Source organism: Sporosarcina sp. FSL K6-1540 (genome assembly GCF_038620285.1).
GTDB classification, from domain to species: domain Bacteria; phylum Bacillota; class Bacilli; order Bacillales_A; family Planococcaceae; genus Sporosarcina; species Sporosarcina psychrophila.
The window spans coordinates 2,257,501-2,283,609 of the sequence record NZ_CP152018.1; the positions used below are offsets into that span (position 1 = coordinate 2,257,501).

The window sequence follows — 26,109 nt, forward strand, 5'->3', positions numbered from 1 at the left end:
GGGGTGACGCAGTAGGATAGGGTGAGCGCGCTGTTGGTTATGCGCGTCTAAGCAGTGAGGTGTGGAATGAGGCAAATCCCGTTCCTATAACATTGAGCTGTTACAGCAAGGGGATTTATCCCTGAGTCCCTGATTTCACGCTGCCAAGAAAAGCCTCTAGCGAGGCGGGAGGTGCCTGTACCGCAAACCGACACAGGTAGGCGAGGAGAGAATCCTAAGGTGATCGAGAGAACTCTCGTTAAGGAACTCGGCAAAATGACCCCGTAACTTCGGGAGAAGGGGTGCTCTGGTAGGGTGTTAAAGCCCGAGAGAGCCGCAGTGAATAGGCCCAGGCGACTGTTTAGCAAAAACACAGGTCTCTGCAAAACCGCAAGGTGAAGTATAGGGGCTGACGCCTGCCCGGTGCTGGAAGGTTAAGAGGAGAGGTCAGCGCAAGCGAAGCTTCGAATTGAAGCCCCAGTAAACGGCGGCCGTAACTATAACGGTCCTAAGGTAGCGAAATTCCTTGTCGGGTAAGTTCCGACCCGCACGAAAGGCGTAACGATCTGGGCACTGTCTCAACGAGAGACTCGGTGAAATTATAATACCTGTGAAGATGCAGGTTACCCGCGACAGGACGGAAAGACCCCGTGGAGCTTTACTGTAACCTGATATTGAATTCCGGTGCAGCCTGTACAGGATAGGTAGGAGCCTTGGATTCCGGAGCGCTAGCTTCGGATGAGGCGTTGGTGGGATACTACCCTGGCTGTATTGGACTTCTAACCCATGCCCCTTATCGGGGCAGGAGACAGTGTCAGGCGGGCAGTTTGACTGGGGCGGTCGCCTCCTAAAGAGTAACGGAGGCGCCCAAAGGTTCCCTCAGAATGGTTGGACATCATTCGTAGAGTGCAAAGGCATAAGGGAGCTTGACTGCGAGACCTACAAGTCGAGCAGGGTCGAAAGACGGGCTTAGTGATCCGGTGGTTCCGCATGGAAGGGCCATCGCTCAACGGATAAAAGCTACCCCGGGGATAACAGGCTTATCTCCCCCAAGAGTCCACATCGACGGGGAGGTTTGGCACCTCGATGTCGGCTCATCGCATCCTGGGGCTGTAGTCGGTCCCAAGGGTTGGGCTGTTCGCCCATTAAAGCGGTACGCGAGCTGGGTTCAGAACGTCGTGAGACAGTTCGGTCCCTATCCGTCGCGGGCGCAGGAAATTTGAGAGGAGCTGTCCTTAGTACGAGAGGACCGGGATGGACATACCTCTGGTGTACCAGTTGTCTTGCCAAAGGCATCGCTGGGTAGCTATGTATGGACGGGATAAATGCTGAAAGCATCTAAGCATGAAGCCCCCCTCGAGATGAGATTTCCCATTACGCAAGTAAGTAAGATCCCTCAAAGAAGATGAGGTTGATAGGTCTGGGGTGGAAGCACGGCGACGTGTGGAGCTGACGGATACTAATCGATCGAGGACTTAACCAATTTTGAAAAGGGCTTGATTACCCTGATTCGTGTAGCACAATGTCTGTTTTATTCAGTTTTGAGCGAACAAGCTCAAAGAGTCTGGTGACGATTGCGAAGAGGTCACACCCGTTCCCATCCCGAACACGGAAGTTAAGCTCTTCAGCGCCGATGGTAGTTGGGGGTTTCCCCCTGCGAGAGTAGGACGCCGCCGGGCGCAAGGTCATTGCCAATAGGTAATGGCTTTTTTTGTGTTTATTTTTAGAAATTTTTTTTAGATATATATATATTAAATAAATGAGTAACTATAGGAACCTAGAGAATGCGCATTTAAAGAGGCATCCGAAGCTCTGAGAGTAATGGAGCACTAACTAGGCTTAGGGAGCGAGATATCCCTAGCGCAATAAGGAATTCAAAGGGATTCTTAATTTCAACTTACATAGGTTAATTTGTACTTATACAAAAAAAAGTAAGGATAATCGTATACATAAAAAACTCAAGCGCCTTGGTGGAGCCGAAAAGGACGACAAGCGATAGAGGAAGGCAGCTTAGGATCAGCGCGACACAGGTGACACAATGTCGCAACAGCTCTGCATGCCCCCCGTTGTGTAGGATCGGGTGCTAGGCGCTGGAGTATAGACACTACTCTAGGTGAAAAAGTTTATAATTTCTTGTCTTTCGAAAAAAGGGTGGTCTCAATTAGAAAAACGTCGCCTTTCCCCTTCCGTGTCTACATTACTAGGCATAGGGATAATAAGTTCGCATGCTGATGGTGGTTCGGAGCTCTTTCCTGTGAGGAGTTGGACGTCGCCGGTAGTAAGGTCATTGCCAATAGGTAATGACTTTTTTTGTCTTCCGGGAAATAAAAAAATCTCGTACTATGGAGAAATGCTATCTAAGTTAAAGTATTGAATATGATATGAAAACAAAGCGCTAGCTTCTTACTGGGAAAGACGGAGCCAAATGACTATAGGATAGGTGAAGCAGTTAGATTAATGGGGTTGGGCATACAAAATGCGATATTGAAGGGTTTATTTACTTCAATTTATATAATAACGAAATTCCGTAAATGTACAGGTCTTAATGTAAGTGAGTTATATATATGATCGGTTTACGTGTTGAAATGATCGGTTGTACATTGGTTATGATTGTTTAGGAATTGATATGATCGGCTGTGCAGTGGTTATGATTGTTTAGGTGTTGATATGATCGGTTGTGCAATGGTTATGATTGTTTAGGTGTTGAAATGATCGGTCGTGCATTGGTTATGATTGTTTACGTGTTGATATGATCGGTTGTGCATTGGTTATGATTGTTTAAATGTTGATATGATCGGTCCTGCAGTGGTTATGATTGTTTAGGTGTTGATATGATCGGTTTACGTGTTGATATGATCGGTCGTGCAGCGGTTATGATTGTTTAGGAATTGATATGATCGGTCGTGCTCCTGATACGCTCGCTCGCCTATAATTTTAGCCATTATGATTGAACAATTAGCGACATAAGAATTGGCGTTAGATTATGGAAGTGGCGATTAGAATACCTAAATTCATCTTCGGATCCGAGCTACTTGTCCGTCTATTCTTAATAGCTTGAAATCATAGCCTAACAGCGATACGATAAGGGTCAAGCAATATTGAAAGGGGTGGTTATTTTGCAAATGGTGCTCATTATATTCGCGATTAATATCGTGTATGTTACATTTTTTACAGTGCGCATGATTCTAACGTTAAAAGGCTATAGATACATCGCTGCCGGACTTAGTGTAGTAGAAATCGTTATCTATGTCATCGGCCTTGGTTTAGTGCTTGATAACCTGAATGAAATACAGAACTTAGTAGCCTATGCAATCGGTTATGGTTGTGGAGTTATTATTGGGTCGAAGATTGAAGAGAAGATGGCACTTGGCTATATTACAGTAAATGTAATTACGTCAGAGAAGAACTTGAAATTACCGAGTATACTGCGGGAAAAAGGTTACGGAGTCACAGATTGGTCAGCGAATGGTCTTGATGGGGATCGGTCTGCTATGCAGATTCTTACCCCGCGTAAATATGAATTGAAACTTTACGTTACTATTAAAGAAATAGACCCAAAAGCATTTATTATTGCATACGAGGCGAAAATGATACATGGCGGTTTCTGGGTTAAGAGTGTGAGGAAAGGGAAGTTGTTCAAGTGAGTAAAAAGAAGACTATATGGTTTGACGTGGAAACAGAAGAGACTATTGAGGATTGTTTGAAGCGAATGGCTGCAGAAGGTTATGCAGTTGCGGGACGAAAGGAAGAGCCGCTGTTTACTGAGGTGAATGGAGAATTTATTCCAGTACGGCAAGTTATCAAGTTCAAAGGTGTACTAAGAGAAGATGAAAATGCCTAAAAGGCGAACGTTATGGGATAGCGATATGTAATTGTTCGCCTTTTCTATTGACGAATGCTCGCGGTCTTGTTAAAATATAGAGAGTAAATAGAATCCCCATATATGCTGTGGAATTGGCCGCAGTGTTTCTACCAGGACACCGTAATGTCCGGACTATGCGGGAAAGCGACTTTCAGGAATTGTAGCGAAAGGTGTGTGGGTACCTATGGGTGCAATCATCTTAACGCATATTTCAACGTCCTCGAATGATCTGCTTTTCATGCATATGAAGAGTGGTTTGTTCGAGGACTTTTTAGTTTAGGAAATGTTGGCTAGGCTTCAGGTGCCAGACGCTCGGGTCATAAGACGGCCTGTTGCCACAAAATGTGGCAAACTTATGCAACATTCATTTGTAGCGGCACCTAACGCTTTTCTTAAAAGGAGCGGATTATAAGTGGAACCGAAAATCGGTGTCATTATGGGAAGTAAAAGTGATTGGGAAACAATGAAACATACGTGTGACATTTTGGACGAACTAGAAGTCCCTTACGAGAAGAAAGTCGTCTCAGCACACCGTACACCTGATTTCATGTTTGAATATGCAGAACAAGCGCAAGATAAAGGTTTAGAAGTCATTATTGCAGGAGCTGGGGGAGCTGCACACCTTCCAGGGATGGTTGCAGCAAAAACATTGCTACCCGTTATTGGCATACCTGTTCAGTCAAAAGCGTTGAATGGAATGGATTCCTTATTGTCCATTGTTCAAATGCCTGGAGGTGTTCCAGTGGCGACTATGGCGATTGGGAAAGCAGGCGCTGTGAACGCAGGTCTTCTTGCAGCACAGATGTTAGGTGTCCATGACAAAGCTCTAATGAAACGTATTGAAGAGCGCCGTAATAACATGCGTGATGCGGCACTAGAAAGTAGCGGTGACTTACTATGAAAACAATTTTACCTGGACAAACGATAGGGATCATTGGTGGGGGACAGCTTGGTCGGATGATGGGGCTTGCCGCGAAGGAAGCGGGATTCAAAATCGCGGTGCTAGATCCTGTTATGGATTCACCGTGTGGTCAAATTGCTGATATACGGATTGTTGCACCTTACAACGATGAGATTGCACTCGAGGAACTAGGTGAAGTGAGTGACGTCATCACATATGAATTCGAAAACATTGATTATGAGGGATTGAAAAGGCTCACTCAAATCGCACACGTACCGCAGGGCGCAGAACTTGTCCGGATCACACAGAATCGAATCAATGAAAAAGCAGAAATTACAGCATCGGGTGCACCTGTTGCAAACTATGTAGCGGCACAGACGTTTGAAGAGCTAACATTGAAAATTGGAGAAGTCGGCTACCCTTGTATCGTCAAGACTGCATTCGGTGGTTATGACGGCAAAGGGCAAGTGAAAATCGACTCTGAAAGTGATCTTCACGAAGCGGAATCACTCTTTGTTCATTCGGCATGTATTGCAGAAGCGTTCGTTCCGTTTACAAAAGAAATATCAGTGATCATTCAACGGAATGATAAAGGACAATCTTACTGTCTTCCAGTTGCTGAAAATATTCATAAACACCATATACTGCATGAATCAATCGTTCCAGCACGGGTCAATGAAAAAGTCTTAGCCCAAGCCGAAGATGCAGCGAAGAAAATCGCAGATCATCTCAATCTTGTCGGGACATTGGCGGTTGAAATGTTCGTCTTAGAAAATGATGAAATTATTATTAATGAATTAGCACCACGTCCACATAACTCGGGTCATTATTCAATTGAGGCGTGTAACATTTCGCAGTTCCATCAGCATATCCGTGCTATTTGTGGCTGGCCACTTCGCAAGCCGATATTATGGCAATCTTCGATTATGGTGAATGTGCTCGGCGAACATGTAGCGCCACTGACGAAGATTGTTACGGATTATCCCGATTGGTCAATCCATCTATATGGCAAAGCCGAAGCGAAATTAAAGCGAAAAATGGGACATGTCACAATCATGACGGACAACATTGAAAAGACATTGGAAGACATTAATTCAACGGGAATTTGGTCTGAATAGAGGGTGATACTTATGATAAAGCGATACCCCAGTCCAGAAATGGACGCTGTACGGTTAGAACAAAATAAGTGTTATACGAATTTCAAGCAGCTCCGTCTTGACTGAATAATTGACGGCAGCTTTTCAACATTTCAAAGTTTCAAAAAGAAACTTAATCTAATTCCATTTGGGAGGAAAAAAGACATGACGAAAGTAAACGTATACGTAACACTCCGTGAAAGTGTTGTTGATCCACAAGGGGTAGCAACTAAAGAAGCGCTTCAAACGATGGGTTATAAAGAGGTCGAAAACGTACGCATTGGGAAATTGATTGAGCTAGAATTAGACGAATCAGTTACAAATATCGATGCACGTGTCAAAGAAATGTGCGAAAAGCTTTTAGTCAATAAAGTTATTGAGGACTACCGATATGAAATCGGGGAGGTCGCGGGCAAATGAAGTTCGCTATACTTGTTTTCCCAGGATCGGGTTGCGACATCGACATGTATCATGCGGTAAATACCGTTCTGGGCAATAAAGCAGAATACATCTGGCATACAGAAGCGAATCTTGACGGTTATGACGCAGTACTTATTCCGAGTGGAGCATCGTACGGGGATTATCTGCGTGCGGGTGCACTAGCGCAAAGCTCACCAGCAATCGAGAGCTTGAAAGCATTTGCTGCAACAGGGAAACCTGTTCTTGGTGTGGGTAACGGGTTCCAAATTCTTGCTGAAGCAGGCCTTTTACCAGGCGCTTTCTTGCGCAATAAAGGACTGAAATTCAGGTCTGGCAAAACGAAATTGACTGTCTTGAATACAGATTCTACATTTACGGCAGATTACGACAACGGGCAAGAAATCACGATTCCGTTTGCTCATGAATTCGGCAACTATTATGTTGATGAAAAGACAGTAGCAGAATTGAAAAGTACGAACCGTATCGTATTTACATATGCGGACGGTAATGCAGATGGCAGCACAGCGGACATTGCGGGTGTTTTAAACGAAAAAGGCAATGTGCTCGGTATGATGCCCCTTCCTGAACGTGCAGTTGAGGAAATCATCGGAGGAACAGATGGATTGCCTCTATTCAATTCAATCTTGAAAAGGTGGAGTGAAAATAATGTCAGCCAAGCATGAACCGAACGCACAACAAATTAAAGATGAACAATTATACCGCCAAATGGGAATGACAGATGAGGAATTCGAACGTGCAACAGAGATGTTAGGACGCCTTCCAAACTATACGGAAACGGGTTTATTCTCTGCATTGTGGTCTGAACACTGCTCATATAAGAGCTCGAAACCAGTACTGCGTAAATTCCCAACTGATGGGCCACGTGTTCTTCAAGGACCAGGAGAAGGAGCAGGAATCGTCGACATTGGCGACAATCAAGCAGCTGTTTTCAAAATGGAATCCCATAACTCTCCTTCTGCGATTGAACCGTTCATCGGGGCAGCAACTGGTGCTGGTGGGGTTCTGCGTGACGTATTTTCAATGGGTGCCCGCCCTGTAGCACTTGTAAACTCACTTCGTTTCGGCGATCTAACAGACGAACGTGACCGTTATTTATTCGAAGAAGCGGTTGCAGGGATTGCAAGTTACGGAAATGCGATTGGTATACCTACTATTGCTGGCGAAGTTCAGTTCGATAATTGTTATTCTAAACGTCCACTCGTCAATGCGATGGCTGTTGGTTTGTTAAATCATGAAGACATTCAAAAAGGGATCGCTTCCGGTATCGGTAATAGTGTGATGTATGCCGGTGCTACAACAGGACGTGACGGGATTCACGGTGCGACGATGTCTTCATCCGAAGTAAAAGATGGAGAACTTCCAGTGATGCAAGCTGGTGACCCGTTCCTTGAAAAACTTGTGATGGAAGCATGCCTTGAGCTTGTAAAATCAGATGCGTTAATTGGGATTCAAGATATGGGGGCAGCAGGACTTACTTCTTCTGCGGCTGAAATGGCATCAAAAGCAGGGTATGGTGTTGAGTTAAACCTTGACCTAGTACCACAACGTGAAGAAGGAATGACAGCATATGAAATGATGTTGTCAGAATCTCAAGAACGTATGCTAATCGTCGTGAAAAAAGGCCGTGAACAGGAAGTAACGGATTTATTTGCGAAATATAATGTCGAAGCTGTAACGATTGGTAAAGTAACAGATGATAAAATGCTGCGCCTGCTTCATAAAGGTGAAGTTGTCGCTGAAGTATCAGCTGATGCACTTGCTGAAGACGCACCGGTTTACCATAAGAAATCCGAGGAACCTGCTTATTTCAGAGAATTCCAAGCGATGGAAATGACAGAACCTGTCGTGACAGATTTGAATGAAACACTTAAAGACCTCTTGCAACGTCCAACGATTGCATCGAAAGAATGGGTCTATAATCAGTTCGATACACAAGCTAGGTCAAATACGGTCGTTGCACCAGGTTCATCTGCAGGTGTCATTCGTGTCACTGGAACGAATAAAGGACTTGCGATGACATCCGATTGTAACTCACGTTTCGTCTATCTTGACCCAGAAACAGGCGGGAAAATTGCCGTTGCTGAAGCAGCACGTAATCTCATTTGTTCAGGCGCGGAACCAATTGCAATTACAGATTGCTTAAACTTTGGTAGTGCGGACAAGCCGGAAGTATTTTGGCAGCTTGAGAAATCAGCTGACGGAATTTCTGATGCATGCCGCAAGTTGAATGCTCCTGTAATAAGCGGGAACGTTTCCTTATCTAATGAAGTGAATGGTGTTCCAATCTATCCGACACCAACGATTGGTATGGTCGGCCTTGTTCATGATTTATCACAAGTAACGACTACTGAATTCAAAAATGCAGGCGATGTCATTTATGTCATCGGTGAAGCATCACTTGATTTCGGCGGTAGTGAATTGCAACAAATGACGGAAGGGAAAATTTTCGGCCAAGCTCCGGCAATTGACCTTGAAGTTGAAGCAGCACGCCAGAAAGAACTTTTGACAGCGATCCAAGCGGGACTTGTTCAATCAGCAACAGATTTATCAGAAGGCGGATTTGCAGTAGCGCTTTGTGAAAAAGCATTCGGTACGGAAGGTCTTGGAGCAGGCGTTACAGTTTCAGGATCTGCAGTAACAGCATTATTCAGTGAAACACAATCACGTTTCCTTGTGACTGTAAAAGAAGAAAAAGCGGCAGATTTCGAAAAAGCTGTAGCAGATGCGATTAAGATCGGTGTAGTTACGGATAGTAACCGTATCGTTATTAACGGTGAAGATGGTACGTTAATCGACGGGACGGTGGATGAACTCCGTTCTGCTTGGAAAGGGGCTATCCAATGCTTGCTGAACTCAGAGGCTTAAACGAAGAGTGCGGTGTGTTTGGCATTTGGGGTCATGAAGACGCGGCGCAGATCAGTTATTATGGTCTGCACGCGTTACAACACCGGGGACAAGAAGGAGCCGGTATCGTTACGAAGGAAGGCAAAAAGTTTCATGTGATTAAAGGCGAAGGTCTTGTCAATGAAGTGTTTTCTGGTAATGAGATCAATGATTTAAAAGGAAATTCAGCAATTGGGCAAGTGCGTTATTCTACAGAGAACGGTCGCGGAATCGAAAATGTTCAGCCGCTCGTTTTCCGTTCAACAACTGGAAGTCTTTCGGTCGCTCACAATGGCAACATTGTGAATGCGGTCGAACTACGCGAGCATCTTGAACGTCAAGGTAGTATTTTTCAAACGAATTCTGATACAGAAGTGCTAGCGCATTTAATTAAGAAAAGTAGCGGTTCTTTAACACAGCGTGATCGTGTAAAAAAAGCATTGTCGATGTTAAAAGGTGCTTTTGCGTTTGTCATCTTGACGGATGACGGATTAATGGTTGCGCAGGATCCGAATGGTTTGCGTCCATTATCCCTTGGGAAACTGGGAGATGCTTGGGTCGTAGCATCTGAGACATGTGCGTTCGATCTTATTGGTGCAGAATGGGTTCGTTCGGTAGAGCCGGGAGAACTCATCATTATTAATGATAAAGGTCTTCAGTCGGACCGTTTTGCGAAAGCTGCGGACTCGGCTATGTGCTCGATGGAATATGTCTATTTCGCACGCCCTGATTCGGATATTGATGGTATTAATATTCATTCAGCACGGAAGCGTTGCGGCAAACGACTTGCACGTGAAGTGCATATCGAAGCAGACGTCGTCACAGGTGTACCGGATTCAAGTATTTCAGCGGCTATTGGGTTTTCTGAGGAAAGTGGAATTCCATATGAGTTAGGGCTGATCAAAAGTCGTTATGTCGGGCGAACGTTCATTCAACCAACACAGGAGATGCGTGAAAGAGGCGTGAAGATGAAACTTTCTCCAGTGCGTCAAGTTGTGAACGGTAAAAGAGTCGTCATGGTGGATGATTCGATTGTTCGCGGCACCACGTCTAAAAGGATTGTCAATCTGTTGAAAGAAGCCGGTGCGACAGAAGTTCACGTTGTGATTGCGTCTCCACCGCTTGTCAGTCCGTGTTTTTATGGTGTAGATATCAGTACGGATTCAGAATTGATAGCAACAAATAGGACGGTTGATGAAATCCGAGAGCTTATCGGTGCAGATTCACTGACATTCCTGTCTGCTGAGGGAATGGTCGAAGCCATTGGACGTCCCGATAAAACAAAGAACTGTGGACAATGCCTTGCATGCTTTACAGGAGAATATCCTACAGAAATCTATTCAGATACAGTGTTGCCACATAAGAAAGAAATTGTTTGATAGGGGGACTTTTACATGTCGAAGGCTTATGAAAACGCAGGTGTAAATATCGAAGCTGGTTACGAGTCAGTTGAACGGATGAAGTCACATGTTGCGCGAACTGCGCGTAAAGGTGTTACAGGAACGTTCGGCGGTTTTGGTGGCATGTTCGATCTATCCGCACTTAACTACAAAGAACCGGTACTTATTTCCGGTACAGACGGTGTTGGTACAAAGTTGAAACTGGCGTTCATGGCAGATAAGCATGACACGATTGGTATTGACTGTGTCGCTATGTGTGTTAACGATATTGTGGCGCAGGGCGCAGAACCTCTTTACTTCCTTGATTACATCGCACTTGGCAAAGCCGTTCCTGAAAAGGTCGAAGCGATTGTTAAAGGAATCGCAGATGGTTGTGTTCAATCTGGTGCAGCATTAATTGGTGGAGAAACGGCTGAGATGCCAGGACTTTACGAAGTCGATGAGTATGACCTTGCAGGATTTGCAGTTGGAGCATGTGAAAAGAGTAAAGTTGTCACGGGTGAAAAAGTTGTTGCTGGAGACGTTCTTGTCGGTATCGCTTCAAGCGGTATTCATTCGAACGGTTATTCCCTCGTCCGTAAAATTGTAATTGAAGATCAGGGCTGTGAAATTGACGGTTTGATTGCTGGATACGAAGATCTTGGAACAGTTGGAAACGCACTTCTTACACCGACGAAAATTTATGCGAAACCTGTTCTTCAAATGCATAACGAACTCGACGTCCATTCAATGGGCCATATTACGGGCGGCGGCTTCTACGAAAACTTACCGCGTATGTTGGTAGATGGATTCGGAGCGGAAATTGACCTTGGTTCATGGCCAGTACTTCCAGTATTCAAAATGCTGAAAGAAAAAGGCGAACTGTTGGATAAAGATCTATACAGCGTATTTAACATGGGTATCGGTTTTGTAGTTGCGCTTCCTGAAGAACAAGCGAATGCTGCCCTTAAAATTGCAGCTGAGCACGGGGAAGAAGCATTCATTATTGGACGTGTAATTGAAGGCGATGGCGTCACATTTACAGGGAAACATGACGGAAGTCTTGCCGAATGAATCGAAAAGTGAAGATTGCCGTTTTCGCATCCGGAAGCGGCAGTAATTTTGCAGCAATTGAACAAGCATGTAGCGCAGGTGAATTGAATGCTGAAATCGTCCTGATGGTGACAAATAAGCCGAAAGCATTTGTTGTTGAACGTGCTGACAAAGTGAGTATTCCAGTTGCAGCAATACGTCCAAAAGATTTCGAAACGAAAGATGCGTACGAAGAAGCAATTCTTCATGCACTTCGAGAATCCGGGGCGGAATGGCTAGTTCTTGCAGGTTATATGCGTCTTGTTGGGCCGGTACTATTGACGGCTTATCCTTCTCGCATCGTCAATATTCATCCTTCACTACTGCCATCGTTTCCTGGAAAAGATGCGATTGGACAAGCGGTTGCGCATGGCGTGAAGGTAACGGGTGTTACCGTTCATCTTGTGGATGAAGGAATGGATACAGGACAAATTCTTGCGCAGTGTGCAGTCGATGTTGTCAGTGGAGATGAAGATAAAACAGCCGAAGCGATTCATGCTGTTGAACACGGTTTATATAAAGATACGTTAAACGAACTTTTTAGCCGGTAATGATCAAGGCTTGGGCAGGCAGAAAGCAGGTCATGCAGTCGTTGCGACAGGAAGTCGCGATTTTAGACTGCTATCCTAACATACTAATTGGAGGGTTTTATTCGTGAAAAAACGTGCATTGCTTAGCGTGTCAGACAAAAACGGTATTTTGGAATTTGCAAAAGAATTGGAAAGTCTCGGTTATGAACTGTTATCAACAGGCGGTACAATGAAACATCTTGCAGACAATGGCGTCGCAGTAACAGCAGTCGATGCAGTAACCGGATTCCCTGAAATTATGGAAGGCCGCGTTAAAACGCTCAACCCAATGATTCACGGAGGACTTCTTGCGAAACAAGACAATCCCTCTCATATCTTACAAATGGAAGAGCATGGCATCCAGCCGATTGACGTTGTTTGTGTTAACTTGTATCCGTTTAAAGAAACGATTTCAAAGCCGGACGTAACCAATGATGATGCAATTGAAAATATCGATATTGGTGGACCAGCGATGCTTCGTGCTTCAGCGAAAAACCATGCATACGTCACAGTTATCGTAGATGCAACAGATTACGATCAAGTGCTTACCGAGATCAAAGCAGATGGCAAAACGACACTTGAAACGCGCAGACGTCTTGCAGCAAAAGTTTTCCGTCATACAGCAGCATACGATGCACTTATTGCCGGTTTCTTGACTGACCTTACAGGCGAAGAATTCCCTGAGCAGGTTACGTATACATATGAATTAAAACAACCGCTTCGTTATGGAGAAAATCCACACCAAAAAGCAGCTTTCTACAGCCGTCCACTTGGTTCTGATTTCTCAATTGCGTACGCGAACCAATTACATGGCAAAGAACTTTCGTATAACAATATCCAAGATGCGAATGCGGCTATCCAAATCATTAAAGAATTTGATAAAGCAGCTGCAGTAGCGGTAAAACATATGAATCCATGTGGTGTTGGAACAGGCAAAACAATTTTCGAAGCGTTCAATAAAGCATACGAAGCAGACTCGACGTCTATCTTTGGCGGTATAATTGCATTGAACCGTGAAGTTGATGCTGCAACTGCTGAAAAGTTATCGGGTATCTTCCTAGAAATTATCATCGCACCTGCATTCACAGAAGAAGCAGTTGAAATCTTGACGAAGAAGAAAAATATTCGCTTGATGACAATTTCGTTTGATCAAAACAAAAAAGACAAATGGAATACAGTTTCTGTTGAAGGCGGATTGCTTATGCAAGAGCCGGATGCATACGGATTTGCGGATGCAGACATTCGTGTTGCGACTGACCGCCAGCCAACTGAAGCTGAATGGGAAGCGATGAAACTTGGTTGGGCTGTTGTAAAACATGTGAAGTCCAACGCAATTGTCGTGACTGATGACAATATGACACTCGGTGTTGGTGCGGGGCAGATGAACCGTGTTGGAGCAGCGAATATCGCGCTAACGCAAGCAGGCGAACGCGCTAAAGGTGCAGCGCTTGCATCTGATGCATTCTTCCCAATGGATGATACAGTCGAAGCTGCAGCGAAAGCGGGCATTACGGCAATTATTCAACCAGGCGGATCAGTGAAAGACGAAGATTCGATTAAGAAAGCTAATGAATACGGTATTACGATGGTGTTTACAGGCGTACGTCATTTCAAACATTAAGGAGTAGATTGCATTGAATATACTCGTTATCGGGAGCGGTGGCCGCGAGCATGCGATTGCCAGACAGTTCAATGTCTCCCCTTCAGTAAATAAAGTTTTTGTCGCACCCGGCAATGATGGCATGAAAAATGATGCTGAATGTGTGCAAATCGATGCGTTGGATTTTGAGGCACTTGCTTCATTTGCACAAGAGAACCATGTGGACCTGACATTTGTCGGCCCTGAACAACCGCTTGGAGAAGGAATTGTTGATTACTTTACTGAACGTGGATTAACAGCGTTCGGACCAACGAAAGCGGCGGCGTTGATCGAAGGAAGTAAGTCATTCGCTAAAGAGCTGATGACAAAGTATGCTATTCCGACAGCTGCCTACGGAACATTTACCGATGCAGAAGAAGCAAAAGCGTTTATCCGAGAAAATGGTGCCCCAATTGTCGTTAAAGCAGATGGACTTGCAGCTGGGAAAGGTGTTATCGTTGCGATGACGCTGGAGGATGCGCTTGAAGCAGTCGACGATATGATTGGCAACCAGAAATTCGGCGAATCTTCATCACGTGTTGTTATCGAAGAGTTTTTGGACGGCGAAGAGTTCTCTTACATGTCGTTTGTTCATGACGGTCAGATTTACCCGATGGTTGTCGCGCAGGATCATAAGCGTGCTTATGACGGTGATAGAGGACCGAATACGGGTGGTATGGGCGCTTATTCACCCGTTCCGCAAATTTCGGACGCAGTTGTGAAAGAAGCATACGATAAAGTCGTCGTTCCGACTGTTGAAGCAATGGCTGCAGAAGGGACTCCGTTTACTGGTATTTTATATGCCGGTCTGATTTTGACTGACAAGGGCCCGAAAGTGATTGAGTTCAACGCTCGTTTCGGCGATCCTGAAACGCAGGTCGTCCTTCCACGAATGGCGTCTGACTTTGGTGAATTCATGGCTGCACTTATGGCTGGTAAACCGTATGACTTGAAGTGGGATGACAAAGCGATGTTAGGCGTTGTCATTGCGGCAGATAGATATCCAGGAGATGTAGTAAAAGGGGCGGCATTACCTGAACTTGACGTTTTGTCAGCACGTGACTTAGAAGTCTTCCATGCAGGCACAAAATCAAATGGCGAAGGGTTTGTTGGTAATGGGGGACGTGTACTCCTCATTACAGCGAAAGCAGATTCATTGAAAGAAGCGCAGGTTGAGGTTTATAAAGGCTTGTCTCAATTAGAATGGAACGGATTCTTCTACAGGCAGGACATTGGCTGGCGTACGTTTGAATAAAAAATCCCCAAATCTATCTAGGTGATGGATTTGGGGATTTTTTTATTTGAGGAGATTTACTTGTTTTTCTTATTATTCGGCCTTACAAATCCACCCACCAAACATATTCGTCGTGAAGAACTTAGCAATGTTCCCAAATCCAGCTTCCCTTAGCAAACGGACAATCTCCTCTTCAGGAATAAAGGAAAGCTTCCTTACTGTTTTCTCCATTTCATTTACCTCTGTTTCAGTTAAATTTGTTGAATCCAACCAGTACGCTTTCCATAGAGCGAATAGCTCATTAAATGAGGGGTCGCTCGGGTTCCCGTACATGGACGCCATAACGAATGGAGCACCAGGTGATAGATGATGTCGGATCTTTTTCAGTAGGATCCTTTTTTCATCGATATCTTCAATGAAATGGAGGACGAGCATACAGGTTGCAGCCCCGAACAGTTTCTCTTCTGTTACATCATCGACAGTTCCTTCGATGAATTCCACACGGTCATCTATCTTCAAGTCAATTGCTTTCATTCGCGCGAAATCAAGCATTGGTGGTGCGGGATCTACTGCTGTAAATGTCCACGCGGGATTAGTTGGTCCTAACGTAGCAAGTTCATTGCCGCCACCCGCTCCAATTATCAATACACTTTCTTGTTGTGTTATGTTTGCTCGAAGATAAGCCTGTACAAGTTTGAACATCGAATCGTAGGTAGGCAACGTTCGGCGCACTCCTCTGTCATATTCTGCGGCCATCTCTTTATCAAACTGCATCTTGTCGGTCATTTTATCAAATCCAATCGATTGTAATACTACACTATTTCGTCAAAAGGTGTCGGAACCCTTTTACTGAGGAAAGGTTCGCAACGTATCTCTGAAAGTAAACAACGCGCTACGTAAACTAAACAACAAAGTTGAGAAAGTATGCAACGTATCAAGAATTATGCAACGTATCTCCGGAAATAAACAACACACCGCGTAAACTAAACAACAAAGTTGAGAAAGCATGCAACGTATCAAGAAGTTCGCAACGTTACCTCAAAAGTAGACAACAGAATATCAAAAGTTAACAACGTTCAGTGTAAACTTCACAACGCCCGCCTCAATATGAACTCCTCGTTTGTCCGAAATAACAAAAAATGTCTACCGAACTCCCTATTTATTTCCTCAATGCTATGCTACGATAAATAGTATGAATAGTTCAGTTAAAGGGAGAGTGTATCATGTGGGAGCCTAAAGAAATAAAAGACCAACTACATATGATCGACGGCAACAAGGCGCCGGACCTCATTATTACTAATGCAGAATATTTACATTCAATCTATAAAAAATGGGTGACAGGCAACATTTGGATTGCTGGCGATCGGATTGTGTACGCCGGGAAGGAAATGCCGGTAATGACAGAAGGCGCCGAAATCTTCGATGCTACAGGGAAGAAAATTGTTCCTGGTTATATTGAACCGCATGTTCATCCGTTTCAATTGTACAACCCGCGGACGTTTGCAGATTATGCATCGCGGCTTGGGACAACGACATTCATTTCGGATAATCTTATATTATTCATGTCTCTTGATAACGAAACATCGTTTGGGCTGCTTGATGAGTTAAATAAATTACCGTTTTCATTTTACTGGTGGGCACGGTTTGATTCACAGACGATTCTACAGAAGGAGGCTGAATTGTTTAATCTAGCTTCTATTAAAGAGTGGATTGAACGTCCAGAAGTATTGGTGGGCGGAGAGTTGACGGGTTGGCCACGGCTCATGACAGGGGAACCCAATATGGTCGCCTCTGTAAATGCTGCAAAAATAGGGGGCAAGAAAATAGAAGGGCATTTCCCTGGTGCCTCTGAGCGGACGTTGGCACGGATGCGTCTTCTTGGAACAGACGGTGATCATGAAGCGATGACGATAGAAGAGGTAGAGGCACGGCTACTGCACGGGTATGGAGTGACCCTACGCTATTCATCCATTCGTCCGGATCTTCCACATTTATTAAAAGACATTGTTGCCAAAGAATTAAATGTGTTTGATCACTTGATGATGACGACGGACGGATCGACGCCTTCATTTCACCTCGATGGCGTAATGGATAAATGTATCCGTGCTGCGCTTGAAGCGGGGGTTCCGCCAATTGATGCATACCAGATGGCATCTTATAACGTTGCGCGCTATTATGATATGACCGATTTACACGGATTCATTGCGACAGGTCGTTTTGCAACGCTAAATATTCTGGAGGATGAGTACAATCCAGTGCCGACGGATGTTTTATCCAAAGGGAAATGGTTGAAACGTGAAAATGAATCGACGGAACCTTTCCCAACCATTGATTGGTCGTTTGTTGAAGCGTTCGCACCGAATTTCGAACTTGATGAATCGGATTTCATATTTGACAATCCGGTTGGTATCGAAATGCTTAACGATGTCATTACAAAACCGTATAATGTGACGATTGACACAAAGGTCGATAAACTTGCGGATGATCACGATGAAAGTTTCCTTATGCTTCTCGATAGAAATGGAAAATGGCATGTCAATACAATTATTAAAGGGTTCGCAACAGGAATTCAAGGCTTTGCGTCTTCGTATTCGAATACAGGGGATATTATCTTAATCGGCAAAGATAAAAAAGAAATGCACAATGCCTTCAAGGAAATTAAACGAATCGGTGGCGGTATGGTGCTCTCGGAAAACGGTGGTATCGTCGCGACTCTTCCACTGGCAATCGGTGGCGGTTTATCGGCAGAACCGGTTCAAAAATTGATTGAGCAGGAGATAGAATTGAAACAGGCACTGGCAGATCGTGGTTACACGAAAGGCGATGCAGTCTATACGTTGCTTTTCTTGCAATCAACACATTTACCGTACATACGCATCACACAGATGGGGCTGTACGATGTTATGAAAAAAGAAATGATTGTTCCGGTAACCGGAAGATAGGAGGCGTAAATGGAGAAGAAAATGAGAGGGTGGCTATTGTACATAGCTATCTTAATGTTGCTGTTAGCGGCGTGTTCAAAAGAAGAGAAGGCGGAGGACGTTGTACCCGAGCCGATAGAGGAAGAGGAAGAAGTAATCGTTGAAGAAGAACCTGTACAGGGGCCAACCTTGTATAAAGAACCGTTCACTGGTGTTCTATCAGAAGAGGAAAGTACCCGTCGCGCAGTTCTGATGACGATTAACAATCATCCGCTTGCAAGACCACAATCAGGCATTAGTGATGCAGATATTGTCTATGAACTTGCAGCAGAAGGCAACATTACAAGGCTTTTGGCATTATTTCAAAGTGAGCTACCTGAAGAAATCGGTCCTATCCGCAGTGCGAGGGATTACTTTGTCCAAATCTCAAAAGGACTTGACGCATTTTACGTGGCGCACGGATATAGCCCAGATGCCAAACAAATGCTGCAAAATCGTTTCGTGGATAATATAAACGGTATGCAATATGATGGAACGCTTTTCAATCGCTCCAAAGAACGAAGAGCTCCGCATAATTCGTATATAACGAAAGATAATGTGCTAGCAGGTATGGAGAAAACCAATTCGTCGATAGAATTGTCCGTAATACCGCCATTTTCTTTCCTAGATTCGATAGAAGGTGCTAAAATAGGGGATATCGCATCGATGCTTGTTGTTCGTTATGGCACAGACCCGGACTTTACAAGCACGTATTCCTACGATGCCGAAAAAGGAACGTACAATAGAATGGTAAAAGGGATCCTAACAGTCGATAAATCCAACGAAAAGCCAGTGGAACTGTCTAATATACTTATATTCGAAACAGCCCATCGAACAATTGATAACGTCGGCAGACAGTCAGTCGATATTGAATCGGGCGGTAGAGGTATGATGTTCCATGCAGGTATTGAAAAGGAAATCGAATGGGAAAATATTGACGGAATCCTAACACCGATTGAAAATGGTGTTCCTGCGAAACTTGTTCCGGGTAAAACGTGGATTCACATCGTTTCGACTCAACCTGGAATGGAAACGTCTGTCACATATACCCCTTAAGAAATTCATTCAGAGAGAGGGAGACATATGCAAATCGACAAAATCCGTGGTCATCAGACGGACCAACTATTTAAAGCAATGCTCGAATTAAAAGACCTCGATGAATGTTATGAATTCTTTGATGATCTCGTCACGATAAGTGAATTGCAGTCACTCGCCCAACGCTTGGAAGTGGCGCAAATGCTTATGATGAAGAAGACGTACGATAAGATACAAGGTGAGACAGGTGCCAGTACTGCAACTATCTCAAGAGTACGACGCTGTGTGGATTACGGCTCTGGCGGGTATGGAAAAGTACTTGGACGCCTCTATCCGCAAGTGAATGAAGAGGAAGCGGAGACTAAATAAGCACTTCAGGTGCCTTACGCTTTTAGTTAGAACCGGACAGGGAAAGAATCTGTCCGGTTTTTTTGGTATACTAGAGAAACGTACATTATAAGATTGGGTGGTCAAACATGGATTTCACTACATGGCGTCATGCCTTTAAATTAGATCCTGAAAAAACAGTGACAGACGAACAATTGGAACTGCTTGCAGAGTCAGGAACAGATGGAATTATTGTTGGTGGAACAGATGGAGTGACGCTCGATAACGTACTCGATTTGCTCGTCCGAATTAGAAGGTATTCCGTTTCAGTTGCACTTGAGATATCGACAGTTGACTCAGTGACACCGGGTTTTGATTATTATTTCATCCCAACGGTGCTTAACTCAACGAAAGTCGAATGGATTAATGGACTTCATCATTCCGCGCTTCGTGAATATGGGCATATGATGGACTGGGATGAAATTCAACCGGAAGGGTATTGCATTATGAACCCCGATTGTAAAGCGGCGAAATTGACTGGAGTGACAGAAGTTCCGAACGAAGAGGATGTCGTCGCTTATGCTCGCATGGCAGAACATCTTTTCAAATTACCCATTTTTTATCTGGAGTACAGCGGTATGTATGGTGATCCTAAAATAGTAGAAGCAGCATCACGCGTGCTCGAAAAAACTCGCCTATTTTATGGAGGCGGCATTAGGAATGGTGAAGATGCTAAAAAGATGGCTGAAATTGCGGATACAATTATCGTTGGTAACGTCATCTATGAAGATTTCAAGGCGGCATTGGGAACAGTAGACGCGGTGAAATCGGTTTCCCGTTAAGGCCAAATCAGTGTATAATAAAAGAACAAATGTTCCGAGAGGGCGATAATAGATGAATAAAATAGCAGAAGACTTACTTATAGGTATGAACCCAGAACAAGCTCGCGCAGTGAAGAAAACAGAAGGTGCACTGCTTATTATGGCGGGTGCTGGCTCTGGTAAAACACGTGTCCTAACACATCGGATTGCCTATCTCGTCGTTGAGAAAAACATTTATCCTTCCAATATTCTCGCGATTACATTCACTAACAAAGCGGCACGTGAAATGCGTGACCGTATTGATGGACTGCTTGGTGCTGGCACAGGCGAGCGGATGTGGGTTTCGACATTCCACTCAATGTGTGTCCGAATACTGCGACGTAACGTTGATCGAATCGGTATTTCAACATCATTTTCGATTCTCGATTCAGCCGATCAATTGTCGGTCATTAAAAGCGTTTTGAAAACGTTGAACCTTGATGCGAAACAATACGAACCACGTTCAATGCTGAATGCTATTAGCTCAGCGAAAAACGAGTGTATTGATGCAGAAATGTACCGCGCACAAATCAACCCTCATAACCCCTATGAAAAAACGATTGCAGACGTCTATGATGGCTATGCAAAGCGGTTGCGTAAAAACCAATCATTTGATTTTGACGATTTAATCATGATGACGTTGGTCTTATTCGAACGTGTACCAGATGTCCTTGAATTTTATCAAAACAAATTCCAATACATTCATGTGGATGAATACCAGGATACAAATAACGCACAGTATAGGCTTGTTAATATGCTGGCGGCTAAATTTAAAAACTTATGTGTTGTTGGAGACTCTGACCAATCTATCTATAGATGGCGCGGTGCGGACATCGGCAATATTCTGTCCTTTGAAAAAGACTATAAAAATGCCGAAATGATTATGCTTGAACAAAACTATCGTTCGACACAACGCATCTTACAGGCAGCGAACGACGTCATAACAAATAACAAGAGCCGCTATGATAAAAAGCTACGCACAGATAATGAAGAAGGCGATTCAATTTATGTCTACAAAGCAAGCGATGAAAAAGATGAATCGCAGTTTGTCGTAGGTAAAGTTATTGAATTGCAAGAGCAGGAGAAACTAAAACTCGACCAATTTGCAGTTTTGTATCGTACAAATGCTCAGTCGCGCGTTATCGAGGAATATCTTGTGAAATCCAATCTCGATTACACAATTGTTGGTGGCACGAAGTTTTATGAACGGAAAGAGATTAAAGACTTGCTTGCATATTTAAAACTCGTATCCAACAATGACGATGATCTTGCACTGGCCCGGATTATTAATGAACCAAAGCGCAGTATTGGTGCTACTTCATTCGATAAAATGGCGCGCTTTGCAATTGAACATGACCGCTCCATTTTTGACGCATTACAAGAAGTTGACTTTATGGGCATTACGTCAAGAGCTGCAAATGAAGTTGCCAAGTTCCGTGAGCTGATCGCAGGATTTACTCGAATGCAGGAATACTTATCGGTGACTGAACTTGTTGAGCAAATACTTGATAAATCGGGTTACCGCGAAATGCTTCATCGTGAAAAAACAATTGAGTCAGAAAGTCGTCTGGAAAATATCGAAGAGTTTTTATCTGTAACGGAAGCTTTTGAAAAACGTGCAGAAGAAGATACAGGTGACAAATCATTAGTCGCCTTCCTGACAGATCTTGCGCTCATCGCAGATATTGATTCACTTGATAAAGAAGAGAACAAATCTACAGAGAAAATTGTCCTTATGACGATGCACGCCGCCAAAGGTCTTGAATTTCCTGTTGTCTTCATCATCGGAATGGAAGAAAACGTCTTTCCGCACTCCCGTTCAATGGGAGATGACGAGGAGATGGAAGAAGAAAGGCGTCTTGCGTATGTGGGAATCACGCGTGCAGAGCAAAAACTCTATCTAACTTCCGCATCGTACCGCACGCTTTATGGACGTGCGAGCTATAATAGCCCTTCACGTTTCATTGCAGAAATTTCGGATGACATTACGGAAATTGTTTCAAGAGATTCCGGATTCTCCATTGGAGGCGGATCCAAAGCACGTAATGAAGCACCTGTGCGATCTGCTGTTAAAAAGCCTGTATATAATACCAGTGGTGGAGACAAAATGGGATGGAGCCCTGGCGACAAAGCGGTTCACAAAAAGTGGGGAACCGGCATGATTGTCAGCGTAAAAGGGACAGGCGAAGAAGTAGAACTGGACATCGCATTTCCAAATCCAGTCGGAGTCAAACGTCTCTTAGCAAAATTTGCACCAATTGAAAAAGCATGATGGCTGAAGGAGAGAAAAAATCGATGGATCGACTTGAACTCGAAAAACGGGTGGAAGAATTGAATAACCTGCTTCATCAGTATGGTCATGCTTATTATTCGCTTGATAAACCGCTTACTTCCGACGCAATCTATGACCAATATATGCAGGAACTGTTGTCGATTGAAGCGGAAAATCCTGACCTCATTTATCCGGACTCCCCCTCACAGCGTGTAGGTGGAGAGATACTGAAGGGATTTGGAAAAGTCGTTCACGAGTTTCCGATGCTTAGTCTATCGAATGCATTCAATGAAGAAGATTTGAGAGAATTTGACAGGCGTGTTAAGGCGGCAGCAGGACACGATGTTTCGTATATTTGTGAACTAAAAATAGATGGGCTTGCTATTTCGCTCAGATATGTCGACGGAAAGTTTGTACAGGGCTCAACTCGTGGAGATGGTACGGTCGGGGAAGATATAACGGCAAGTTTAAAAACAATCCGGACAATCCCACTTCGACTGAAAGAATCTGTTGCGATTGAAGTTCGCGGCGAGGCTTATATGCCGAAGCAATCGTTCGTGAAATTGAATGCAATGCGCGACGAAGCCGGCGATGAGCCGTTCGCCAATCCACGTAACGCGGCGGCAGGCTCACTTCGCCAACTCGATCCAAAAATAGCGGCGAGCCGAAATTTGGCGATATTCGTTTATGGAATCGGTGGCGATGGAAGTTTATTCGGACAAGATAGTCATTCAGACTCACTAGATTACCTTGCTGCGCTTGGCTTTGAAACGAACAAAGAACGCAAGCGATGCGCCACAATTGAAGAAGTGATTGACTATGTTGGGGAGTGGGGGGAAAGCCGTTCCGCTCTTGACTATGAAATCGACGGGATTGTTGTAAAAGTCGATAACTTTGAGGATCAGGAACAGCTTGGATTTACGGCAAAAAGTCCGAAATGGGCGACTGCTTACAAGTTTCCCGCTGAGGAAGTCGTCACAACGTTGCTAGATATAGAGCTTAGTGTTGGCAGAACAGGTGTAGTGACTCCAACAGCTATACTTCAACCAGTTCTTGTCGCGGGATCGACTGTAGGACGCGCATCGTTGCATAATGAGGATCTCATTAAAGAAAAAGACGTTCGAATCGGCGACACAGTTATTATCCGAAAAGCAGGAGATATTATTCCGGAGGTAGTTGCTGCAATTGTGGAAAAACGCACTGGTGATGAAGTACCTTTTGAAATGCCAACGAACTGTCCTGTCTGTGATTCAGAACTCGTTCGAATCGAGGAAGAAGTTGCGATACGTTGTGTTAATCCACAATGTCCAGCACAGATGAAAGAAGCCATTATTCACTTCGTGTCCCGCAATGCAATGAATATCGAAGGAATTGGTGAACGGGTAGTTGACCTTTTGTACAAGGCAGATCTTGTCCACGACGTCTCGGATCTATATACGCTGACAAGAGAGCAATTAATTGAACTCGAACGGATGGGTGAAAAATCCGTCTCGAATCTACTAACTGCAATTGAAGCATCAAAAGAAAATTCACTTGAAAAAATGCTCTTTGGACTAGGTATCCGCCATGTAGGTGAAAAAGCGGCAGCAATACTTGCGGAGGAGTTCGGAACACTTGCTGATCTAATGGTAGCCGATGCAGAGCGGCTTGTAACCATCCACGAAATCGGGGACAAGGTAGCCGATTCAATTACGACCTATTTTAGCAATGAAAAAGTTCTTGAAGTGCTTCGAAAGCTGGAGGCTTACGGATTGAATACAGCCTATAAAGGACGCAGGCGGCAAGATGTACCGACAGACGGCCTATTTTCTGGCAAGACTGTTGTCCTAACAGGGAAACTATCCATTTTGACCCGTGGCGAAGCGAAAGAGAAAATCGAAGCATTCGGCGGAAAAGTGAGTGGTAGCGTGAGTAAAAAGACAGATCTTGTGATTGCAGGGGAAGACGCCGGCTCGAAATTGGCAAAAGCCGAAGAACTTGAAATTACTGTGTGGAATGAAGCTGAGTTGATTGAAGCACTTGGCGAAAAGGAGTAATTATATGATGAGAAAAATAGGTATACTACCTGGACTTGCAGCCATTCTTCTACTTGGAGGGTGTCTTCCTTCATTCGGAACGGAGAAAGAGGAAGCCGTCCAGGAGAACGACGAAAGCATTGAAGAGACTGTCATGATACCGGATGTCCAATTAAAAGAAGAGTTTTACAAGACACCTATCTCTTTCAAGAAAAGTGCGAGTCGTGGTCTAATCGTAAACAATATCTATACAAAATACGATATGCAGGAAGCAGAGGAAGGGCTCTTACGTCTTTCCAATCAGCAGTTTAATCCGAAAAACCATTACTTTCAGGAAGGGCAACATATCGACAAGGAGACTGCCCAGGCCTGGCTGTCAAGAAGTTCAGCGAATAAAGCTGGTTTGAATCCACCCATCGAGGAAGGCATGAGCGAAGAGACAGCCTCGGAAGTGGCGCCGAATTATCTGGCCCATATCGTCGAACAGAACTACCTCGTAATGACGGATGACAAGAAACTCCATCTTGCCGGGATTTCCGTCGGTCTAGCACTTAATTCAACCAGCTATTCGAGAAGTGGAAAAGAGACCAAAATAACGGATAAGGTACTTGAGAAGCAAGGTATGAAAATGGCTGAAGAAGTTGTAAAGCGGCTGCGTACACAGGAAGGGCTATCAGATATCCCGATTGTTGTCGGACTGTTTAAGCAAGAGAGCCGCAACTCCATTGTCCCGGGCACTTATTTTGCAACAGCCATCGCTGGAAAAGGGCAATCGGCACCGACAGGTTGGAAAGTAGTTAACGAGAAGTATGTTGTTTTCCCAGCGTCTTCTGCGAATGGCGAATATAGGGAAATGAATACTACATTTGATAGCTTTAAACAGGATATCGATGCGTATTTCCCGAGTTTCGTCAACGTCATAGGCACCGGATTTTATAAAGACAACAACTTAAAGTCGCTTGAAATAAAAGTACCAATCCAATTCTTTGGTACAAGTGAAACGATCGGTTTCACGCAATATATGACGTCACTCGTTAATCAACATTTCCCGAATGTGCATACAGAAGTAAGTATAACGTCCGTCAATGGACCGGAAGCATTAATCGTGAAAGAGGCAGATAATGATAAGCCATTCGTTCATATTTACGGCTATTGATCAACATAACTTTTCATCATAATAGGAAGATGATATGATTAACCGTACAATTCAAAGAGGAGGAGGAGAAACAATGACACAATTGACGATAGATGAAGTGAAACGTCACGCAGGTCTTGCAAGGATTGCTATGACAGACGCTGAGGCAGAAATGTTTGCTGAGCAACTCGAAGACATGATTGGATTTTCCATTAAACTAGAAGAAGTGGACACTGAGCAGATTGCTCCAATGACACATCCACTACCGCTTTTCAATGTATTACGTAAGGATATTCCGACAGACGCACTTGACAGGGAAGAGATGCTGAAGAGCGTGAAAGAGCATGAAGACGGACAAATCAAAGTGCCGACTATCATTTGATGAATGGA

General features: G+C 44.2%; 21 protein-coding genes, 2 rRNA genes and 1 riboswitch (1 of these 24 only partly in view). Of the genes, 22 read left to right on the plus strand and 1 reads right to left on the minus strand.

Features of this window, described 5'->3' with window-relative positions:
- The 14 genes from MKY15_RS10485 to purD all read left to right on the plus strand — a co-directional run.
- Nucleotides 1-1,462 (plus strand): 23S ribosomal RNA (locus MKY15_RS10485) (it extends 1,470 nt beyond the left edge of the window).
- Nucleotides 1,463-1,542: 80 nt separating this feature from the next.
- Nucleotides 1,543-1,658: ribosomal RNA gene (gene rrf, locus MKY15_RS10490) — 5S ribosomal RNA — on the plus strand.
- Between the two features lie 1,443 nt (nt 1,659-3,101).
- Nucleotides 3,102-3,623 carry a DUF5698 domain-containing protein gene (locus MKY15_RS10495; protein WP_156476136.1) on the plus strand — a complete coding sequence of 174 codons (522 nt, stop codon included), beginning with the start codon at nt 3,102-3,104 and terminating at the stop codon, nt 3,621-3,623.
- Entirely contained in the window at nt 3,620-3,820 is a 201-nt protein-coding gene (locus MKY15_RS10500) for an NETI motif-containing protein (protein ID WP_067205568.1), read from the plus strand. Before MKY15_RS10495 ends, MKY15_RS10500 begins: the two co-directional genes overlap by 4 nt.
- 76 nt (nt 3,821-3,896) lie before the next feature.
- Nucleotides 3,897-3,996, plus strand: a riboswitch (purine riboswitch).
- 257 nt (nt 3,997-4,253) lie between these two features.
- A complete protein-coding gene (gene purE, locus MKY15_RS10505; protein ID WP_067205573.1) occupies nt 4,254-4,742 on the plus strand; it encodes a 5-(carboxyamino)imidazole ribonucleotide mutase in 489 nt (162 codons plus the stop codon).
- Nucleotides 4,739-5,860: a 5-(carboxyamino)imidazole ribonucleotide synthase gene (purK, locus tag MKY15_RS10510; protein ID WP_067205576.1), complete on the plus strand. Its 1,122-nt coding sequence runs from the start codon at nt 4,739-4,741 to the stop codon at nt 5,858-5,860. Before purE ends, purK begins: the two co-directional genes overlap by 4 nt.
- A 183-nt stretch (nt 5,861-6,043) precedes the next feature.
- A complete protein-coding gene (gene purS / locus MKY15_RS10515; protein ID WP_067205578.1) occupies nt 6,044-6,298 on the plus strand; it encodes a phosphoribosylformylglycinamidine synthase subunit PurS in 255 nt (84 codons plus the stop codon).
- A complete protein-coding gene (gene purQ / locus MKY15_RS10520; protein WP_342539645.1) occupies nt 6,295-6,981 on the plus strand; it encodes a phosphoribosylformylglycinamidine synthase subunit PurQ in 687 nt (228 codons plus the stop codon). Before purS ends, purQ begins: the two co-directional genes overlap by 4 nt.
- Nucleotides 6,965-9,184: a phosphoribosylformylglycinamidine synthase subunit PurL gene (gene purL, locus MKY15_RS10525; RefSeq protein ID WP_338653659.1), complete on the plus strand. Its 2,220-nt coding sequence runs from the start codon at nt 6,965-6,967 to the stop codon at nt 9,182-9,184. The genes purQ and purL overlap by 17 nt, the downstream gene beginning before the upstream one ends.
- Nucleotides 9,160-10,581 carry an amidophosphoribosyltransferase gene (gene purF / locus MKY15_RS10530; protein ID WP_067205586.1) on the plus strand — a complete coding sequence of 474 codons (1,422 nt, stop codon included), beginning with the start codon at nt 9,160-9,162 and terminating at the stop codon, nt 10,579-10,581. The genes purL and purF overlap by 25 nt, the downstream gene beginning before the upstream one ends.
- A gap of 15 nt (nt 10,582-10,596) precedes the next feature.
- The gene (gene purM, locus MKY15_RS10535) at nt 10,597-11,655 is read left to right on the plus strand and encodes a phosphoribosylformylglycinamidine cyclo-ligase (protein ID WP_342539647.1); all 1,059 of its coding nucleotides are present in this window, start codon (nt 10,597-10,599) and stop codon (nt 11,653-11,655) included.
- A complete protein-coding gene (gene purN, locus MKY15_RS10540) occupies nt 11,652-12,224 on the plus strand; it encodes a phosphoribosylglycinamide formyltransferase (RefSeq protein ID WP_342539648.1) in 573 nt (190 codons plus the stop codon). Before purM ends, purN begins: the two co-directional genes overlap by 4 nt.
- 103 nt (nt 12,225-12,327) lie before the next feature.
- Nucleotides 12,328-13,863, plus strand: a complete 1,536-nt coding sequence (gene purH / locus MKY15_RS10545; RefSeq protein WP_342539649.1) for a bifunctional phosphoribosylaminoimidazolecarboxamide formyltransferase/IMP cyclohydrolase — start codon at nt 12,328-12,330, stop codon at nt 13,861-13,863.
- A 13-nt stretch (nt 13,864-13,876) separates the two neighbouring features.
- Nucleotides 13,877-15,136 carry a phosphoribosylamine--glycine ligase gene (gene purD, locus MKY15_RS10550; RefSeq protein WP_342539650.1) on the plus strand — a complete coding sequence of 420 codons (1,260 nt, stop codon included), beginning with the start codon at nt 13,877-13,879 and terminating at the stop codon, nt 15,134-15,136.
- 72 nt (nt 15,137-15,208) lie between these two features.
- On the opposite strand, the gene MKY15_RS10555 is transcribed toward purD, so the two are convergent.
- Nucleotides 15,209-15,901, minus strand: a complete 693-nt coding sequence (locus MKY15_RS10555; protein ID WP_187046602.1) for a methyltransferase — start codon at nt 15,899-15,901, stop codon at nt 15,209-15,211.
- 437 nt (nt 15,902-16,338) lie between these two features.
- Between MKY15_RS10555 and MKY15_RS10560 the strand changes: the two genes are divergently transcribed.
- The 8 genes from MKY15_RS10560 (at nt 16,339) to gatC (ending at nt 26,101) form a co-directional block, all read left to right on the plus strand.
- The gene (locus MKY15_RS10560) at nt 16,339-18,057 is read left to right on the plus strand and encodes an adenine deaminase C-terminal domain-containing protein (RefSeq protein ID WP_342539651.1); all 1,719 of its coding nucleotides are present in this window, start codon (nt 16,339-16,341) and stop codon (nt 18,055-18,057) included.
- A 9-nt stretch (nt 18,058-18,066) separates the two neighbouring features.
- The gene (locus MKY15_RS10565; RefSeq protein WP_342539652.1) at nt 18,067-19,131 is read left to right on the plus strand and encodes a DUF3048 domain-containing protein; all 1,065 of its coding nucleotides are present in this window, start codon (nt 18,067-18,069) and stop codon (nt 19,129-19,131) included.
- 27 nt (nt 19,132-19,158) lie between these two features.
- Complete coding sequence (locus MKY15_RS10570; protein ID WP_067205613.1) at nt 19,159-19,479, plus strand: YerC/YecD family TrpR-related protein; 321 nt, start codon at nt 19,159-19,161, stop codon at nt 19,477-19,479.
- 107 nt (nt 19,480-19,586) lie between these two features.
- Nucleotides 19,587-20,279 (plus strand): heptaprenylglyceryl phosphate synthase, encoded by a 693-nt coding sequence (locus MKY15_RS10575; RefSeq protein ID WP_067205615.1) that lies wholly within the window; start codon nt 19,587-19,589, stop codon nt 20,277-20,279.
- Nucleotides 20,280-20,331: 52 nt separating this feature from the next.
- Complete coding sequence (gene pcrA, locus MKY15_RS10580; protein WP_067205617.1) at nt 20,332-22,569, plus strand: DNA helicase PcrA; 2,238 nt, start codon at nt 20,332-20,334, stop codon at nt 22,567-22,569.
- Between the two features lie 23 nt (nt 22,570-22,592).
- A complete protein-coding gene (ligA, locus tag MKY15_RS10585) occupies nt 22,593-24,605 on the plus strand; it encodes an NAD-dependent DNA ligase LigA (RefSeq protein ID WP_067205618.1) in 2,013 nt (670 codons plus the stop codon).
- 4 nt (nt 24,606-24,609) lie between these two features.
- On the plus strand, nt 24,610-25,740 hold the full coding sequence (locus tag MKY15_RS10590) for a CamS family sex pheromone protein (RefSeq protein WP_342539655.1): 1,131 nt from the start codon (nt 24,610-24,612) through the stop codon (nt 25,738-25,740).
- Between the two features lie 73 nt (nt 25,741-25,813).
- Nucleotides 25,814-26,101 (plus strand): Asp-tRNA(Asn)/Glu-tRNA(Gln) amidotransferase subunit GatC, encoded by a 288-nt coding sequence (gene gatC / locus MKY15_RS10595; protein ID WP_067205624.1) that lies wholly within the window; start codon nt 25,814-25,816, stop codon nt 26,099-26,101.
- The last annotated feature ends 8 nt before the right edge of the window (nt 26,102-26,109 follow it).